This is a genomic window from Metabacillus sp. Hm71, from assembly GCF_051842955.2.
Classification (GTDB): Bacteria; Bacillota; Bacilli; order Bacillales; family Bacillaceae; genus Metabacillus.
Map to the genome: position 1 here is coordinate 2,643,822 of NZ_CM200278.1, position 15,733 is coordinate 2,659,554.

Annotated in this window: 29 protein-coding genes; all 29 read left to right on the top strand. The window is 30.9% G+C overall.

The window, feature by feature from the left end:
• Window position 1: 1 nt before the first annotated feature.
• The 29 genes from ACSVDH_RS12655 to ACSVDH_RS12795 all read left to right on the top strand — a co-directional run bounded on the left by ACSVDH_RS12655 (window position 2) and on the right by ACSVDH_RS12795 (window position 15,725).
• Window positions 2-2,284, top strand: coding sequence for a sensor histidine kinase (locus tag ACSVDH_RS12655; protein WP_439249683.1), 2,283 nt, complete (start codon window positions 2-4; stop codon window positions 2,282-2,284).
• A 131-nt stretch (window positions 2,285-2,415) separates the two neighbouring features.
• Window positions 2,416-2,676 (top strand): hypothetical protein, encoded by a 261-nt coding sequence (locus ACSVDH_RS12660; RefSeq protein ID WP_439249684.1) that lies wholly within the window; start codon window positions 2,416-2,418, stop codon window positions 2,674-2,676.
• 55 nt (window positions 2,677-2,731) lie between these two features.
• Complete coding sequence (locus ACSVDH_RS12665; RefSeq protein WP_439249685.1) at window positions 2,732-2,977, top strand: hypothetical protein; 246 nt, start codon at window positions 2,732-2,734, stop codon at window positions 2,975-2,977.
• Window positions 2,978-3,000: 23 nt separating this feature from the next.
• The gene (locus ACSVDH_RS12670) at window positions 3,001-3,183 is read left to right on the top strand and encodes a hypothetical protein (protein ID WP_439249686.1); all 183 of its coding nucleotides are present in this window, start codon (window positions 3,001-3,003) and stop codon (window positions 3,181-3,183) included.
• 52 nt (window positions 3,184-3,235) lie between these two features.
• Complete coding sequence (yyaC, locus tag ACSVDH_RS12675) at window positions 3,236-3,805, top strand: spore protease YyaC (protein WP_299831544.1); 570 nt, start codon at window positions 3,236-3,238, stop codon at window positions 3,803-3,805.
• An 80-nt stretch (window positions 3,806-3,885) separates the two neighbouring features.
• Window positions 3,886-4,215, top strand: coding sequence for a YolD-like family protein (locus tag ACSVDH_RS12680; protein ID WP_439249687.1), 330 nt, complete (start codon window positions 3,886-3,888; stop codon window positions 4,213-4,215).
• Between the two features lie 62 nt (window positions 4,216-4,277).
• The gene (locus tag ACSVDH_RS12685; protein ID WP_299831550.1) at window positions 4,278-5,363 is read left to right on the top strand and encodes a glycoside hydrolase family 15 protein; all 1,086 of its coding nucleotides are present in this window, start codon (window positions 4,278-4,280) and stop codon (window positions 5,361-5,363) included.
• A 61-nt stretch (window positions 5,364-5,424) separates the two neighbouring features.
• The gene (locus ACSVDH_RS12690) at window positions 5,425-5,595 is read left to right on the top strand and encodes a hypothetical protein (RefSeq protein WP_299831553.1); all 171 of its coding nucleotides are present in this window, start codon (window positions 5,425-5,427) and stop codon (window positions 5,593-5,595) included.
• A 1-nt stretch (window position 5,596) separates the two neighbouring features.
• Window positions 5,597-5,776 carry a hypothetical protein gene (locus ACSVDH_RS12695; protein WP_439249688.1) on the top strand — a complete coding sequence of 60 codons (180 nt, stop codon included), beginning with the start codon at window positions 5,597-5,599 and terminating at the stop codon, window positions 5,774-5,776.
• A gap of 64 nt (window positions 5,777-5,840) precedes the next feature.
• On the top strand, window positions 5,841-6,005 hold the full coding sequence (locus ACSVDH_RS12700; RefSeq protein ID WP_299831559.1) for a hypothetical protein: 165 nt from the start codon (window positions 5,841-5,843) through the stop codon (window positions 6,003-6,005).
• Between the two features lie 42 nt (window positions 6,006-6,047).
• Entirely contained in the window at window positions 6,048-6,338 is a 291-nt protein-coding gene (locus ACSVDH_RS12705) for a hypothetical protein (protein WP_439249689.1), read from the top strand.
• Between the two features lie 95 nt (window positions 6,339-6,433).
• Window positions 6,434-6,805, top strand: a complete 372-nt coding sequence (locus ACSVDH_RS12710) for a hypothetical protein (RefSeq protein ID WP_439249690.1) — start codon at window positions 6,434-6,436, stop codon at window positions 6,803-6,805.
• 410 nt (window positions 6,806-7,215) lie between these two features.
• Window positions 7,216-7,614, top strand: a complete 399-nt coding sequence (locus tag ACSVDH_RS12715) for a beta-sandwich lipoprotein (protein ID WP_439249691.1) — start codon at window positions 7,216-7,218, stop codon at window positions 7,612-7,614.
• 23 nt (window positions 7,615-7,637) lie between these two features.
• Window positions 7,638-7,952, top strand: a complete 315-nt coding sequence (locus tag ACSVDH_RS12720; RefSeq protein ID WP_439249692.1) for a hypothetical protein — start codon at window positions 7,638-7,640, stop codon at window positions 7,950-7,952.
• 22 nt (window positions 7,953-7,974) lie between these two features.
• Window positions 7,975-8,547 (top strand): metallophosphoesterase, encoded by a 573-nt coding sequence (locus tag ACSVDH_RS12725; RefSeq protein ID WP_439249693.1) that lies wholly within the window; start codon window positions 7,975-7,977, stop codon window positions 8,545-8,547.
• A gap of 25 nt (window positions 8,548-8,572) precedes the next feature.
• Window positions 8,573-8,722: a hypothetical protein gene (locus ACSVDH_RS12730; protein WP_439249694.1), complete on the top strand. Its 150-nt coding sequence runs from the start codon at window positions 8,573-8,575 to the stop codon at window positions 8,720-8,722.
• On the top strand, window positions 8,723-8,935 hold the full coding sequence (locus ACSVDH_RS12735) for a hypothetical protein (protein ID WP_299831580.1): 213 nt from the start codon (window positions 8,723-8,725) through the stop codon (window positions 8,933-8,935).
• Window positions 8,936-8,963: 28 nt separating this feature from the next.
• A complete protein-coding gene (locus ACSVDH_RS12740; protein WP_439249695.1) occupies window positions 8,964-9,182 on the top strand; it encodes a hypothetical protein in 219 nt (72 codons plus the stop codon).
• A gap of 230 nt (window positions 9,183-9,412) precedes the next feature.
• Window positions 9,413-10,219, top strand: coding sequence for a hypothetical protein (locus tag ACSVDH_RS12745; RefSeq protein ID WP_439249696.1), 807 nt, complete (start codon window positions 9,413-9,415; stop codon window positions 10,217-10,219).
• Window positions 10,220-10,273: 54 nt separating this feature from the next.
• Window positions 10,274-11,350 (top strand): hypothetical protein, encoded by a 1,077-nt coding sequence (locus ACSVDH_RS12750; RefSeq protein WP_439249697.1) that lies wholly within the window; start codon window positions 10,274-10,276, stop codon window positions 11,348-11,350.
• A gap of 104 nt (window positions 11,351-11,454) precedes the next feature.
• Window positions 11,455-11,925: a hypothetical protein gene (locus tag ACSVDH_RS12755; protein WP_439249698.1), complete on the top strand. Its 471-nt coding sequence runs from the start codon at window positions 11,455-11,457 to the stop codon at window positions 11,923-11,925.
• 356 nt (window positions 11,926-12,281) lie between these two features.
• The gene (locus ACSVDH_RS12760) at window positions 12,282-12,524 is read left to right on the top strand and encodes a helix-turn-helix domain-containing protein (RefSeq protein ID WP_439249699.1); all 243 of its coding nucleotides are present in this window, start codon (window positions 12,282-12,284) and stop codon (window positions 12,522-12,524) included.
• A gap of 27 nt (window positions 12,525-12,551) precedes the next feature.
• The gene (locus ACSVDH_RS12765; RefSeq protein WP_439249700.1) at window positions 12,552-13,367 is read left to right on the top strand and encodes a hypothetical protein; all 816 of its coding nucleotides are present in this window, start codon (window positions 12,552-12,554) and stop codon (window positions 13,365-13,367) included.
• A gap of 40 nt (window positions 13,368-13,407) precedes the next feature.
• Window positions 13,408-13,740 carry a hypothetical protein gene (locus ACSVDH_RS12770; RefSeq protein ID WP_439249701.1) on the top strand — a complete coding sequence of 111 codons (333 nt, stop codon included), beginning with the start codon at window positions 13,408-13,410 and terminating at the stop codon, window positions 13,738-13,740.
• Window positions 13,741-13,774: 34 nt separating this feature from the next.
• Complete coding sequence (locus ACSVDH_RS12775; RefSeq protein ID WP_439249702.1) at window positions 13,775-14,011, top strand: hypothetical protein; 237 nt, start codon at window positions 13,775-13,777, stop codon at window positions 14,009-14,011.
• 39 nt (window positions 14,012-14,050) lie between these two features.
• A complete protein-coding gene (locus ACSVDH_RS12780) occupies window positions 14,051-14,272 on the top strand; it encodes a hypothetical protein (RefSeq protein ID WP_439249703.1) in 222 nt (73 codons plus the stop codon).
• A 33-nt stretch (window positions 14,273-14,305) separates the two neighbouring features.
• Window positions 14,306-14,521 (top strand): hypothetical protein, encoded by a 216-nt coding sequence (locus tag ACSVDH_RS12785; protein WP_439249704.1) that lies wholly within the window; start codon window positions 14,306-14,308, stop codon window positions 14,519-14,521.
• A 78-nt stretch (window positions 14,522-14,599) separates the two neighbouring features.
• On the top strand, window positions 14,600-15,346 hold the full coding sequence (locus ACSVDH_RS12790; RefSeq protein WP_439249705.1) for a DNA-methyltransferase: 747 nt from the start codon (window positions 14,600-14,602) through the stop codon (window positions 15,344-15,346).
• A gap of 52 nt (window positions 15,347-15,398) precedes the next feature.
• Window positions 15,399-15,725 (top strand): spore protein H, encoded by a 327-nt coding sequence (locus ACSVDH_RS12795; RefSeq protein WP_439249706.1) that lies wholly within the window; start codon window positions 15,399-15,401, stop codon window positions 15,723-15,725.
• Window positions 15,726-15,733: the final 8 nt, after the last annotated feature.

The window sequence follows — 15,733 nt, forward strand, 5'->3', positions numbered from 1 at the left end:
AATGAAAAAATGGTTCAATCTTTTTACAGTGTTAATAGCGATTAGTGTCGCTCTAACACTGTATTTTTCGTATATTATATTAAAGTATGATTATGTTGGGGCTTTGACTAATATAGAAGGAGATAAAGTTTATGTTCTTGACATAGAGCCTTTGACATGGGCAGATAGGAATCTTGAAATAGGTGACAGAATATTATTAGTAAATGGGGAAGACCCAATAAACTTCAAGCCCATTAAAGAATGGAATATGTTAGAACAAGTTAAATATATCACCGTTGAAAAAAGTAATGGAGAAATAAAAAGACTTTCGGTAGAAACAAATTTTGACACACAAATTGTATTTATGTTGATCATGCCATTGATAATAATGGTGATAAGTATTTATTGTAGTTATTTAATTTATAAAAGTTATAAGCGTTCCGAAAACACAAAAGAGTCAGCTTTACTGTTAATTACATTCCTTTTCACTTTTTCACTTGCTTATATGTGTGGAGGAGCATCTTCTAGAGGAGATAATTTTTCAAGAACTATTGTAATACTACTGATGATTGCAACACCAACGACCTATCTTCATTTTATGTATACTTATTACAAAGAGTTGAATTTGGTTTGGTTTAGTAAGAAATGGATATGGATTTCCTATTTAATAATTCTAATCAACGGTATTTTTGTTCAATTTGATCAAATGGTTTTTGTTAATGGCGAATTAACTAAAACCCTGAACTTAGGAAGTTTTCTATTAGTTTTTATAATGGTTGCAACTTTAATTGGTACAGGTTTAAAAAAGATATCTTATAAGACACAGAAATATTTAATTAGAATTTTAATAATCTCTAACGCATTTGCATTCTTGCCATTTTTATTGCTATATGTATTACCTTATGTATTGTTTAAAACAGTAATCATTTCTCCTGTTTTTTTAACAGGATTTCTAATGATTATACCTTTCTCATTAGTTTATCAGTTCTTAGTAACAAAAATTTATGATATTGAGTTTATAGTTGGTAGGATTAAGTATTATAGTTTAATAATAATAATACCATCAGTTGTCGGAGTTATATTGATAATAAATATAAAATCAGGAAATCCAACTGTCTTTTCAGTTAGAACTTTTATTACATTCTTCTTATTAATGTTTGCCACTTTATATCTTAAAGAAATACTTGACTATAAATTTAAATTAAATAGGGTTTCAGAAAAATCTAATTATCAAGATAAACTGACGGTATATACTCAAAAAATAAGGGTTGCCAAAAATATATATGAAGTATCGAATATTCTAAAACAAACAATAATTGATACTTTATTGATTAATCAAGTTTATTTGCTTGAGATTGAAAAGAATGGTCAATTGAGTGAATCTACGCAGCATAAAAAATGGTTATTTGACCAATATTCAAACATTATTACTCTAATAAAAGATCGTACTGGTGAAATAGAGGAAGTAGACAAAGGATTCCTTTTAAATATAGGTGAAGCTGGTGGAAAAACATTTATTGTATTGGCATTGTCCGATATAAATACACCAAAATTGACTTTAGACGAGAGGAAATGGTTAAACAATCTCGCTTATTATACAAATGTAACGCTAGAAAACTTTGTGAAAATTGAACATTTAATGGATAACCTTGAAGAGTTGGAAAATAATCCGACTTGGTTAAATAAGATTGTGTTTAATTTAGAAGAGAAACAACGTTCAGAATTAGCAAGGGATTTACATGACTCCGTATTACAGGATTTGATCGGCATTAAAAGACACATTGAAATTTTATATTCTTCTTATAAAGAGATGGATGAAGATATTTTAGATGAGGAAGTCAATAAATTATTTGATGACATGTCTCGTTCAATCGATACCACTAGAAGAACATGTCATGAATTAAGACCACAATTTTTATATGATTTGGGATTAGATAAGGCTTTGAAGAGACTTGTAAATCAACATCAAAATGATAAATATAAAATAACAATCACAACAAGTAATTTAGATCAATCAATTTCAGAAGAGGTTCAGTTAAACTTATATCGTATGACTCAAGAACTATTAAACAATGCAAAGAAACATTCAGAAGCACAAAATGTCCGATTGATTGTAGTAAAGATTAAAGATAAAATTGTACTACATTATGAAGATGATGGACTTGGTGAGGATTTAGACTTTGTTCTAAACAAAGAGGGTAGTATGGGACTATCCGGTATAAGAGAACGTGTTAGAGTGCTTGATGGTACAATTGATATTCAAACAGAACCAGGTCAAGGATTTAAGGTTGTGATTGAAGTTTAGAGAGCTGCTAAATGTAGCTCTTATTTTTTTAGAAATTTATAGAAAAAAGTGTTTACATAAGTAAATTAATCATGTAATATATAATTAATAACAAGAAAAGAGAGTCGAATTCGAAGAGAGGGGGGGTAGGGATGATGGAAACTCATTTTAAAAATAACATGTATCAACTAAGGGATATTATCAAGAAGTTAAATTTAGATTTTACAAATGACACTGAAGATAAGTTAGTTTGGGAATTGTATAGACACATTGAGTATACTAGTAGAAAGTCGTATGGAAAAGGTTATGATCAAGGGAAGTTTGATAAAGAAATGGAGTTGTCATATAAACAGAGGAGTAATGATGCTTCAAGTGATATTATTGGAGAATTGATACTGGAAATACTTGATTAAAAGTTTACATAAAACCATTGTTTGATTTAAATAAATTAAATTAGAGGTGATAGGGATGTGGAAACCAGTCTTTAAAGGGGATGTTATTGAAGTTATAGAAAGTCCATATCATGTTAATTATCCTGTTGGCACAAGATTTGTAGTATTGGATTTACTTGATGACGAATCAGCTTTGATTATGGATATGCAGGGAAACATGGATACACTATGCTATCCTGAAGATTATAAAGTTGTCGGTAAAATTGACAACATGATAAAGGAATACTGGGATAAAGAGTTTAAAAATTACAATGAAAACTGAATTTTAAATAGAGGAGATAGAGTATGAAATTTCCAATTGGTTTTAGTTTTGTTCATGGATTCTTTACTTATGAAGTTATTAGCTATGATGAAAAGGCAGAAAGACCATATACAGTTAGATTTGGATTCTCAAAAGATGATGACGAATGCGATGAAATTGAAATGACTGAAGGTGAATTAGAAGTATCTAGCAGCAGAGGAGTTTAAATGAAATCTAAGATTTATTCAAATAAATTATATGTAAATGGAGGGAAAATATATGGCAGCACTTGATGAAAATACAGGTGGAGTTCAGTTTGGTCAATTTGATAATGGAGAGGATTTACATAAGTCAATTAATAAATACATTAAAGCAAAAACAGAAGATATCTTCATTGTCTGCATAGGCACAGATAGATCAACCGGAGATAGTTTAGCTCCTTTAATTGGTACGATGTTGACTGAAAAAGGATATAAGAATGTGATTGGAACACTCGATGAGCCGGTTCATGCTCAAAATTTAGATGAAAGGCTAAAGGAAGTTCCAGAAGGGAAAATAGTTGTGGCAATTGATGCTGCCTTAGGAAGACTGCGAAACGTTGGGAATATAGGTTTTAATAAAGGAAGCCTTTCTCCAGGATTAGGGGTAGGAAAAGAACTAACACCTGTAGGAGACTACAACATTCAAGGAACAGTTAATATAAGTGGATACAAGGAGTTTTTAGTACTACAATGCACAAGGTTAAGTTTAGTAATGAAAATGGCAAAAGAAATTACATATGCATTAGAAAATGCTTTTCCTTTAGTTAGTTCCAAAGATAACAATAAGCCAGTTTATTCAATGAGATGAGATGAGAGCAAATATTCCTATATAACAATATTAATCGAACGTATTTTCTTATATAATAATCATAAGGACGGTGATTTCTTATGATTAATGATCGAGGAACAATGAAATGGACAGCATTTATAATGCCTGAACATAAGCAATCAGTGAAGAAATATTTTAATGATGATTTAAAAATTGAAAAACCTGAATTAGATGAGCAGCAGATTGAAGAAATAAATCTAAAGATTGCAGACGCAATGGAATTCAATCAAGAGTTAGTTTTCTATTACTACAGATACGGTGAAATTAGATTTATCATTGGTCGAGTACATCATGTCGATACGTTGAAAAGAGAATTTAAAATTATGGATGAGCATCAATATGTAAATATTATTAAGTTTGATGATTTAGTGGATGTGAAGAATAAATAAACCTACATTAGAGTAGGTTGGTAAAAATAAATTAAACTTATACAATGAAGGGGATGGGAGAAATGAATAAGCTAAATAGACAATATGAAATTATAAAAAGTTTAGAAACTGAAAATGGAGCTTTCTATGCTAGTGCTTCCTCTGACTACAGCAAGGTGTGGCTCCGTGACTCAATGTATATTGCCTTAGCTTACATAGATAAAACATGTAACACTTTTGAAAGAGCTATTCAGGCACATCTAGATTACTTTAGGCAGTATGAATGGAAGCTAGATATACATTTAAAACAAAAGCCACATGCATGGTTCGAATTTATGCATATTAGATATTCTGCTCATGATATGAAAGAGATTGAAGATCAGGAGTGGGCGCATGTGCAGCTAGATGCTTATTCATCATTCCTATGGGCAATAGGTATGGGTGTTAAAAAAGGTAAGAAGATGTTACGAGATGAGAAGGATAAAGAAATTATCCAAAAGTTAGTTTGGTATCTGAATACATTAGAGTACTGGAGATTAGAGGAAAGTGGAGCATGGGAAGAACAAAGGGAACTGCGTCTAAGTTCATTAGGAGCTTGCGTAGCAGCACTAGAAATTATATCTGATATAGTTTTCGTTCCTGCTGAATTAATAGCAAGAGGGTTTGAAGCGTTATATTCACTTTTTCCGAATGAAACACCCACTAGAAAAGTGGATTTATTCCAATTGACACTTATATATCCTTATAACATCCTTCCTCGGCCTATGGCGCAGCTTATTATACATAATGTAGAGAAGGAACTACTTAAGGACAAAGCAGTACTTAGATATTGTGGAGACAGTTACTTTAGCACATTGGAAAAAGAACACGGCAGGAATCATCCGAAAGAATTCTTCTATGGCAGCGAGGCTCAATGGGTATTCGGCTTAAGTTTTTTAGCACTCTCGCATATGACGATGGGAAATTTAGAAAAAGGTAAATATTACATAGAGCGAACTGAGAAATTAATTTTAGATGATGGTAATATTCCAGAGTTATATTTTGCTGGCGACTATAGAGATGAATATGGTAATAACTACAATGAAAATAATCCACTTTGCTGGTCGGTCTCGATGCACATTCAAGCTGTAGAAATGTATGAGAAATTAAATAAAAAACAATTGACATAAGTGAATTATACATATTATACTTAGTTATATAAATAAATTAAACGTAAAAAGAGGTGATACAATGAAAGAGGAAGATGTAGTTAGATACGCAATTAGAAAGAAAGCTTACTTTGACTTAGGATCACTGAACGAAGAGAATTTACTAAAGGCTGCAACTTACATCGATAGTTTAAAAGAAAAACAGAATTACGTTGAGAATTACATAGAAAAAGGTTTAAAGGTTGGAGAGTAACGTGTCACCAGAAGAAAAAATTATTAAAATAATGGACTCGTGTTTGAGAGCTTTAGAGAATATTAATCAAGGAAATAAAAGACTGGCTATAGGAGATCTTCACCATGCTATGCATAAATTAACTGCTGCGGAAAGTTTACTGTGGGCTGAAATTGAAGAAGAGGAAAATAATACAAGTTAATTAATCACTAAATTAAGCAAAAGGGTGTTGATTAATGAAGACATTTAAAACTATAGGGTGCTGGTTGTTAGTCAACACTACAATCTTGCTATACACCGGATTCTTTGCTGCACTTGTATGGGTATTGTTCAACAAAGGTGATTATGAAGTGTCTGCAATGTTTACGCTGATTTGGTTGGTTACAGTAGTAGGATTTATGATTGTTTATGAAAAGGAAAGAAAAAAGTAATGAGGAATTGACGTAAATTGCGAATTAAAAGGAGTGTAGAAAATGGAAGAATTAAATAAGTTTCTTGAAGATTGGGATGGAGAAATTGTCCTTAGTGATATTCGTAATTTCAAGGATGAAAATGATTTCTTAGAACAAGCAGAAAAATATGTAAAAGAAACAAGAGGTTACAAAGTGCCTTTATTTAAACCTCTTTTAATGGAAATTGTATATAACGGTGATGTATACGATGAGTGTTGGCAAAGTAAATCATACGCTCAAAAAACTGGATTTAAAGGTGAAGTAATTACCGTTTATAAATCAACCTTAGATTATGACAATGCAGAAGGTTGATGCACAATCCGCATAAATAGTGCAACTATTTAAAAGTTATGTTTTATCTAAAATCAATTAAAAGGATAATTTAATCAAGTAGGAGAGTGTTGAATATGTGTAGTTTTTGTGAAGCGCTGACAGATAATACTAAACAAGTAAATTGGTCTGTTAGAAGCACTTTCGCAGATGATAATCTTAGTGAATACCTTAACGAAGATTATGAAGAAGATTATTCTAGTAAAGAATGGAGTGAAGATTTTTCAGTATTTAGGATTTTTGGATACAAACATGAAGGTAATACTTATGTCGGTTTGGATTATCGTCAAGAGATGGTTAATAAATACGGAGAGAAGATCATTGTCAGTCCTTTCAGTGAATCTATACAATTTAATTTTTGCCCTATTTGCGGGAATAAAATTTCGGGAAAAATTAAAAAATTTGATGGATACCATAATCACATAATCTCTATTGACGAAAAAGAATAGATATAATGAATATTTCAAATAGAATACGAGGTGAATTATGCTTATAGTATTCATTATTTTAGTCGCAATAAGCGGTCTTGCAATGGGCTATGCTTTGGGTTATGAGCAGGGATATGGAAAGGCTAGAAATAAGTATTACTATAAAATCTAGAGAAAATTCCTATTAAAGTGTTTTTTGAGGTGAGAAAATGAATTTAATAAAAAAATGTCTTTCCTTTATCTGCTATTTGTTTTACATATTATCATTAACCTATATAATGGCAGTCTTTCTTAGTGTAAGTGTGTCACCTGCTGAGGCCATTATATCAGCTTGTATGATATTATTTGTTGCAATTATGCTTGCCTGGGATTTTAGAGACATAGATATATTTAAGCAAATAAAATAATTCATTATGGAGGAGCTTGAAATTATGAAAAAGATAATTTTAACAGGTTTGATAGCTATTATGACAGCAGTAGGTTTAGTAGGATGTACAGAAGCAGATACCGTATCACAAAACTTATCTAAGTCAGCAGATTCGTTTGAAGTACAGAGAAGAGTAGTATTTTTTAATGGTATAACAGATAAATACCTGCTAACTATTGAGGGATTGTGCTCCATTACTGATGAAGGAGGTCAACTTGAAGTAACTTGTAAGGTTGGAGAAGGACAATATAAGAAACATTACCTTGGATTAAGTGACAACGTAAGTTACTTTGTGGAACAAACAGATGCGAAGTATGAAGATGCATTTCATTACAAAGTATTGTTTAGACCAGAAGCAATCATTCCAGACATAGACTTACAAACAAGCAACGAATTAAAATAATTATTTATTAAGAGGTGATAAAAGTGGATAGTTATATATTAATTAAAGTTGTAGGTGGAGATTTAGGATGTAAATCTAATGGAAGAATAAAAATTAAATCAAAAGATAAAGGTTCGTTTTTTGAGATGAGACTAGATTCAAAAGTTACTAATCATAAAGATTTCTTTGATGGATCTAGACTTTTTGAAGTTTATTTTCACAGTGAGAAGAATAAAGTGTTAGTTAGATGCGAAACTCTAAAAACTGCTGATGGTAAATTTTTTGCAGGGAATTGGAAAGAAACTGTTGAATTTCCAAACGACATGAGCGAAGAAGCTATACGTTTATACTTTAATTAAAATAATTTATGGAGGAATACATATGAAAACCTACTTTACAAGCGATACTCATTTCTGGCATAAAAACATACTAAACTTTGAAAATAGGCCGTATGAATCCACAGAAGAAATGACAAATAAAATGATTAAAAAATGGAATGAACAAGTCAACAATGACGATATTGTTTACCATCTAGGAGACTTATGTTTAGGTAATCTAGAACAAACAGTTAATGTTTTACAGCAACTCAAAGGTAAGATTATTTTAATTAAAGGAAATCACGATTTCTCAAAACATTATAAGAAAATTAATCAAATGGGATTGTTGCATGGGTATCATGAAATTGGAATTACACTTAATTTTCAAAAGCAGCAAATGTGGCTAACTCATTATCCTTTTGAAATTGGATTAAGGCCTAGAAAGTGGTCGATACATGGTCATATTCACGGGAATGAATCATCTTATGATAATCAAATTAACGTTGGAGTAGATAGTCCTCATTTTAAACATAAGCCTTTTGGTGAATTAATTACAATTGATGAATTATATGAGGAAATGATGAAACGATTACCTGGAATTGAAGAGAGATATCTTAAACAGAAGATGAATAGATAACAAGAATTAGAGGAGATTGATAATTATGAAAACAGTTGAAGAAATTATGACATCATGCAAGCAATCACTAAAGGATCACATTGAAGAGCTCCAGGAACAAAATGTTCGTGCTGCCAATATAGAGATAGAGCTCGTGCATTACATAAAGAAATTAATCTATGAGGAGAGACATTAAATGGATTATAAAATAACTGATGACATCACTAAAGCAAGTCACTGGTTAGCAAAAGTGGATGAAAATAATCATCTGTCAGATGTTAGAGTAGGAGTGTTCTATCCTCTAGAATATGATCAAATTGAAGATGAATATTTCATTGTAGATGATAAAGGAGTTGCTTCTTTGATCTTTTTAGGGCATGAGGGCGATTATGTATATTTTGAAGGATAAAGATTCTATTTTATAAGGGAGAGATAACATGAGTGGCAAAATGGGTGAATTAGAAATTGCAATTGAACAATTAAAATCAGAAGGTTTTAAATCAGAGGATATTAAAAAGGCACTTAACCTAATAACCAAAGAAACAATAATGCAAAAGGCAACCACTAAGAGTCTAGATGAACTTCTCGATGGATTAACCGAAGATAATCATCATGAAGAGCAAATATCAGATGTTCAAGGTGAAGAATTAATTTAAATAAAATTCCCATTTTATCTTAACTATAAGCTGGAAAAACAGAGGATGAGTGAGGAAATGGAAGAAAAACGGAGGTTAAAATGCTTAAATACATAAAGTACGTATACGAGACTGTTGGATTTAACATATATTATAAGCAGTGGCCAGGATCAGATATAAGTATTTGGGATAATTGTAGTTGGGAAGCTTATAAGAGGGATACAAATAAATTAATTAAGTGAGGTGTTTTGATGGATTTAAAGAAATGTAAAGAATGTAATAAGGAAAAGCCTCTTAACAACTTTAAAAGTAAGGAAATGTATAGTAAAAGAAAAGGAAGTTACATTTACTACAATCCACGATGCTTAAATTGTGAAAAATTATTGAGAAAGAAAGACTATGAGGAAAATAAAGAAGCCAGAATAGCTTCGACTATGAAGTGTTATTATAAAAACCATGAAAAAAGAAAAGCCTACAATAACGAATATAAAAAGAAAAACAGAGATAAGATGTTAGATTATTATACAGAATACTACTGGAATAATCGAAATCATTTATTAGAATTAGCAAATGAATACAGAATGGAAAACAAAGAGTATTATAATGAGTTTCAGAAAAATAGAAGGTTGTTATTTAACTCCCTTCCAAACACTTTAACTAAAGATGAAACTAAATTAATCTTTGATACTTTTAATAATAAATGTGCATTAACAAATAGTATTGAAGAAGTTACAATCGACCATTTCATACCTGTGATTTGGGGACATGGGGGGACATATAAAGGCAATGTCTATCCTTTGACTAAATCATTAAACATGTCTAAAGGGGCTGCAAATCCATTTGAATGGATTAAGAAAGAAAAGATACATAATGAAATAGATTTTGACAGTTGGAATAAACTTATAAAATACCTAGCAACAGAGAACGATATGTCAATTGAGGATTTTAAAAATTATACATATTGGTGTGAAAATAATAAAAGAAGCGCTGATGAATTTCTTGGTCAAGGTAAATCATCTGCTGAATTATATAAAGAGACATTAAGTAAATCTGTATAAACCAAAGATTTCAAAGTAAATATAAATAAAATTAATAAACAAAGGAGAGGTAATATGGGAGTTTGGGAATCAAGTGGAGTAGAAAAGAACTTTGAGGAGTTAATCGAGGAAGTAAACAAGGTTAAATCTTTCGCAATGAAGAAGATTGAGAAATTAGAAAATAGTACAAATATTAAGAAGGTACAGCAATTAAAAACAACATGGTTAAATAAAACTCAAGTTAGAACCAGGGAAGATTCATCTTGGTTTTCTAAGAATAAATACATAATGCTATCAGTACCAAAAGACTTTTACGAGAAGTTGGATAATAAAGAGGCAATTTCAATATTTAAAACCAATGATAGATGGAATGATGTGGATTTTAAAGTTACAATTTCTGAAGAAAATAAGGAAAAACTTGTTGAATTTAAGAAAATTTTAGATGTTATTTATGATGCTGATCAAGTAATACACAATGAAAACTTAAGAATCGTAGAGGAAAATAAACAATTAGAGGCAGCAATTTTTGGTATTTTAGATCAAGCAGGTATCAGACGTTCATATTATGGATATAAAACAAATCGATCATCAAAGAAAACAGAACAACATTATCATTTCTCATCAGAAATTAGAGGTCAGATCCCTACTTTTTACAGTAAAAATAGTTTAGATGAACGTAAGAAAACATTATTGCAGCAAATAGATAAGTATTGGAATAACGAAATCACTAAAATCATTGAAGAACGTAGAAAGAAAGAGCAGGAACAAAAAGAGAAAGAACAAAATAGAAAACTTGCTCTATTGCTTGCTAAATACGACTTATCTCTAGACGATGATTGGGAAGATATTTTAGACAAGATTATTAACAAGAATAAATATTTATATCTAGCTCATTACTTATATAAAAATCGTAATGATTGGACTAGTGGATACAGTTATGCTGAAACTGGTTTAGGTGGATTTAGTGTTGAGAATGAATTAGATCAGAAGATTTATGACAACATTCAGTATCATATTGATAATTGGGATATGGATGGTCGTATATTTAGAGATTGTGAGTACAATTATGATGTTTTATTTGGAATGGTTGAAGATTCAGATTTAATGAGTGATTATGAAACTACAAATGAAAACTTGCCTGACTTATATTAACTTTAAAGAGGTGAATCATTATTGCTAAAACAGAACTTACTGTCCAGTTAGAAAGAGAAATCTTTAGTGCAACAAGTAAACAAGGAACATTTGGCTGCTTTGAAGTGACTATTGGCTGGTTCGGTTATGAAAGAGTTGATTACATAACTTATGATACAAAAGGTATTTGGCGCTGCTATGAGATAAAAGTATCTAAAAGCGACTTCTACAGTAAAGCTAAAAAGACATTTGTTGGACACTACAATTATTTTGTAATACCAAAGGAACTGTACGAAGAAGTAAAAGATGATATTCCAAATCACATTGGAGTTTATTTGGGTAATTACTGTGCCAAGAGAGCCAAGAAGCAAGAGTTAACTGTTGATGAGCAAGTATTAAAGGACTCTATGATTAGGTCATTGTCCAGGGAGTTTCAGAAACAATATGCAAGTGGAGATCCAACTGCTGTAGAAATATTAACTAGACGAGCAAACAGACATGAAACTGAAGCTAAAAGATATAGACGAGATTATCATGAATTAACGAATAAATTATTCAGAAAATATGGTCGGAATTGGGAAGATATTATTGAATAAAAACGATAACTTATCCAGACTAGGCGCTTTAATCAATTTAAGTAAACACCAACACCACATACATCACAATCACATACTATGTACTATCAAAAGAAGACAGGGAGAGATAGTGCATGAAACACTTTGAAAATATTATAAATAAATTATATATAAATGAAAAATATGACTTGAAATGTCCGTATTGTTGGTGTAAGATAGAAGTAGATAAAGATAAAAAGATTTGTAGAGACTGTAACGTAGAGGTCGATGATAGCTGCGAGTTGATCTAATATAAGTAAATTAAATATAAATTATTCAACTGGAACAGGCAATATTACAAACACCACAACATATAATGAGTCAAAGGAGTGGTGAATGTGAGCATAAAAGAAAAGATGCAGCAGTGGAAAAATGAGAATCCGATTAGGGTTTACCGGAAGAAAGAGAATTTAAGTCAACCGGATGTAGCAGGATTAATTGGAGTAAGCACTTATACAGTACAACGATGGGAAGAAGGATCAGTAAGTCCCTCAGGAGAGAACCTGGAAAAGTTGAGTAAATTGATTAGTGGAATTGAGGAAAGTTTAACAGAGTGGAAGAATAATAGGCCGACATTATGAGGGGCTGTTGCTCCTCTTTGGAAGGAAATGATTAATATAGGTAATAAAATATGTAAGGATTGCAATGAAGAAAAGCCAATCGAGTCATTTAATCCAAAGGAAAAGGTAAATACTAAAGGTGAAAAATACATTTATACAGATCCGAGATGTAAAGAATGTAGAAGTATAAGAAATAAAAAGAAATATCGTAAAAATCCACAAAAGCAAATTGAAGCAACTAAGAAAAATTATAGAAATAACAGGGAAGAAAGAATTGAGTATCAAAAGAAAAGACACAAGGAAAATCGATTGGAATATTTAAATTATCAAACTTCAATGTACTGGAAGCAAGTTGAAACGAGACGCAAAGATAATAGAGATTATCGTGAGCAAAATAAGGAGTATTTTAATTCCAAACAAAAAGAAAGAACGGAATTGTATAATCTTTTACGTAACGACTTTTGGTGGAATAGCTTGAATGAAGTGTTTGCTGAGTTTGGCAATAAGTGTTCTTTAACTGGTAACACTGAAGACATTACCGTAGACCACTTTATCCCTATTGCTTGGGGACACGGAGGAACGTATAGAGGTAATCTAATTGTTCTAGATGTGGAAGTGAATAAGTCAAAAGGACAGCATAATCCTTTTGAATGGATTAAGAAAGATATTAACAGAAATAAAATTATCCTAAATAAATTTAATGAATTAGTACATAAATTAGCTGATTTAAACGGATTAACAGTAGAAGAATTTGAACAGTACGTTTATTGGTGTGAAGAAAATAAACGTACTGCAAAACAAGTAAAAACTGATGGTGAAAAATCTTCATTGGACTTATGGAAAGATAGTTTAGTAAAGATATAAAATCTGTTTAAATGTAATTTTTTACTGAGAGGTGAATAATTTGAGAAAATCAATATTAATCATTGGCATTGGGTTATTATTAGGAGGATGTTCAGCAGGTTCAAATCTTAATCCAAAAGGTGACAGTGGAACAAGAATTACAGATGAAAAGCATCCTTATAAATATTATGAAGTAGGAACAGTATTGGATAAATTAGAAGATTACGAGGGAGTGCCATATGTATTAGAAGTTGATACTGGTTCAGGTGCACTTCAAGCAGAGGTGTCTAAAACTGAATTTGAGCGAGCTGAAATAGGTCAAGAGGTTTATTATAAGAAAGCAAATTTATTTACATTAGAACCTACAGAAATAAGAGTACCGAATATTAAATAAAAGCAATCTTTTATTTAGAACGGGAGTGAGGAAAATGGACTTAGAAACAATTAAAAGTTATGACAATGGCTGGTGGTTGGAGTTTTTAAGACGAAAAACAATTTTCGATGTGGATAATATTAAATCACATATAGATTGGCTTATTGAAAGGGCAGAACAAGCTGAAGTATATGAAAAAGCACTCATGAGAATCGGTTCAAATGAGTTTATGTCAAAAGAAAGTGGAATTGCAAATGAAGCCTTAATAAAGGTTAATTTGAAAAAATATTAAGTCACAATTCACTTAAATAAACGTAAGGAGGAGAAGGAAATGGAGAAATTATATTGGTCTGGATGTAACTATCATATTAACCAAGGAAACAATGAACATGAGCCAAAAGGTACTGCCCAATCAATGCATGACTGTGTTGATTGTGATAGACTGTCATATTGTCTAGTTAAAAAGGATACAGAAATATGGATTCACAATGATGTTATTGAAGATGAAATGAAGAAATTATGGAAAGAAACATTAAGCTATAAATCTAAATAAAAGGAACATTTGATCGAGAAAGGGGAGATTGGATTGAATGATTTTTTGCAGTATTTAGCTGATAGAAAATATGGTTATTATTACGGGCTGTATAAGATTCAACCACATGCATACACAGAAGGAGAATGTGTTGACCGTCTACAAAGATTATCGAGATATAAAGAATTAATAAACCTTATTGATAATTTGCCAATCGAACATAAAAAAGTGGTTGATGGGTTATTTGAAGAAAAGATGATTTATGCGTAATCCACATATATAACAGATTCTAAACATGAATTAATTTAATAAAAATTATACAAATAAATATAATAGGAGGATGATATTTTGTTAGAGTTAAATAAAATATACAATGAGGATTGCTTGGAAGGTATGTCTAAGATTGATGATAAGTCGATTGATATGATCTTATGTGATTTACCATACGGAGTAACTGCTCGTAATAAATGGGATTCAGTGTTAAATCCAGATTTACTTTGGGAACAATATCTTAGAATCATTAAAGAAAATGGCGCTATAGTATTGTTTGGTCAAGATAAATTCACTGCAACAATGATGATGTCGCAACCTAAATTACATAGATATAATTTAGTATGGGATAAAGAATTACCAAGTGGGTTTTTAAATGCTAATCGAATGCCACTAAGAAGACACGAGGATATTATGGTGTTTTATAAGAAGTTACCAAAATATAACCCTCAAAAATTTAAAGGAAAACCTAATCATACAAAAGGTAAAGCTGTTGGAAAATCACAAGAAGAATTCTCTAGGAATACTAATTATGGTAAATTAACTGCTGTTGAAACAGAAGGAGATATGAAATTTCCCACATCGATTTTAAAGTTTCAAAAGCCACATCCTTCAACAACCATACATAGTACGCAGAAACCAGTTGAATTATGTGAATGGCTTATAAAATCTTTTACAGATGAAGGACAGATTGTGTTAGATAACTGTATGGGTTCAGGTACTACGGCACTAGCTTGCATAAATACAAATAGAATGTATATTGGATTCGAAAAAGACAAAGAAATATTTGATAGTTCTATAGAAAGAATACATAGTCTCGTATAAAAATAAATTAATATTAAGATAAAAGACAAGTTTCATTGAAAGGGGAGAGAAGATGATTGTAAGAGTAACCTTTTCCGAAGATCATGTTATGTTATTTGGAGATTCGTATAAACCTTGGCGTATACAGCTAGATGAATACATGTGGTCGTTTAAGCCAGAAAAAGTATTAAATGTTGAGTCATCTCACAGCAAATGGGTTGGTTGGGGAGGTTTAAAATGGTGTCCTGATAGTAAATTTCAACATCAGTTGAACAGAGAAGGCTGTCAAGATAATGACCCAGATAATCCAAAACCAAGGCAATATCACAAAATGAATTTTAAATATGACCCTAAGAAACACGCTAAAGCTTTAGAGATACTAAGTGGTTATTTAAAGTAAAATAAATA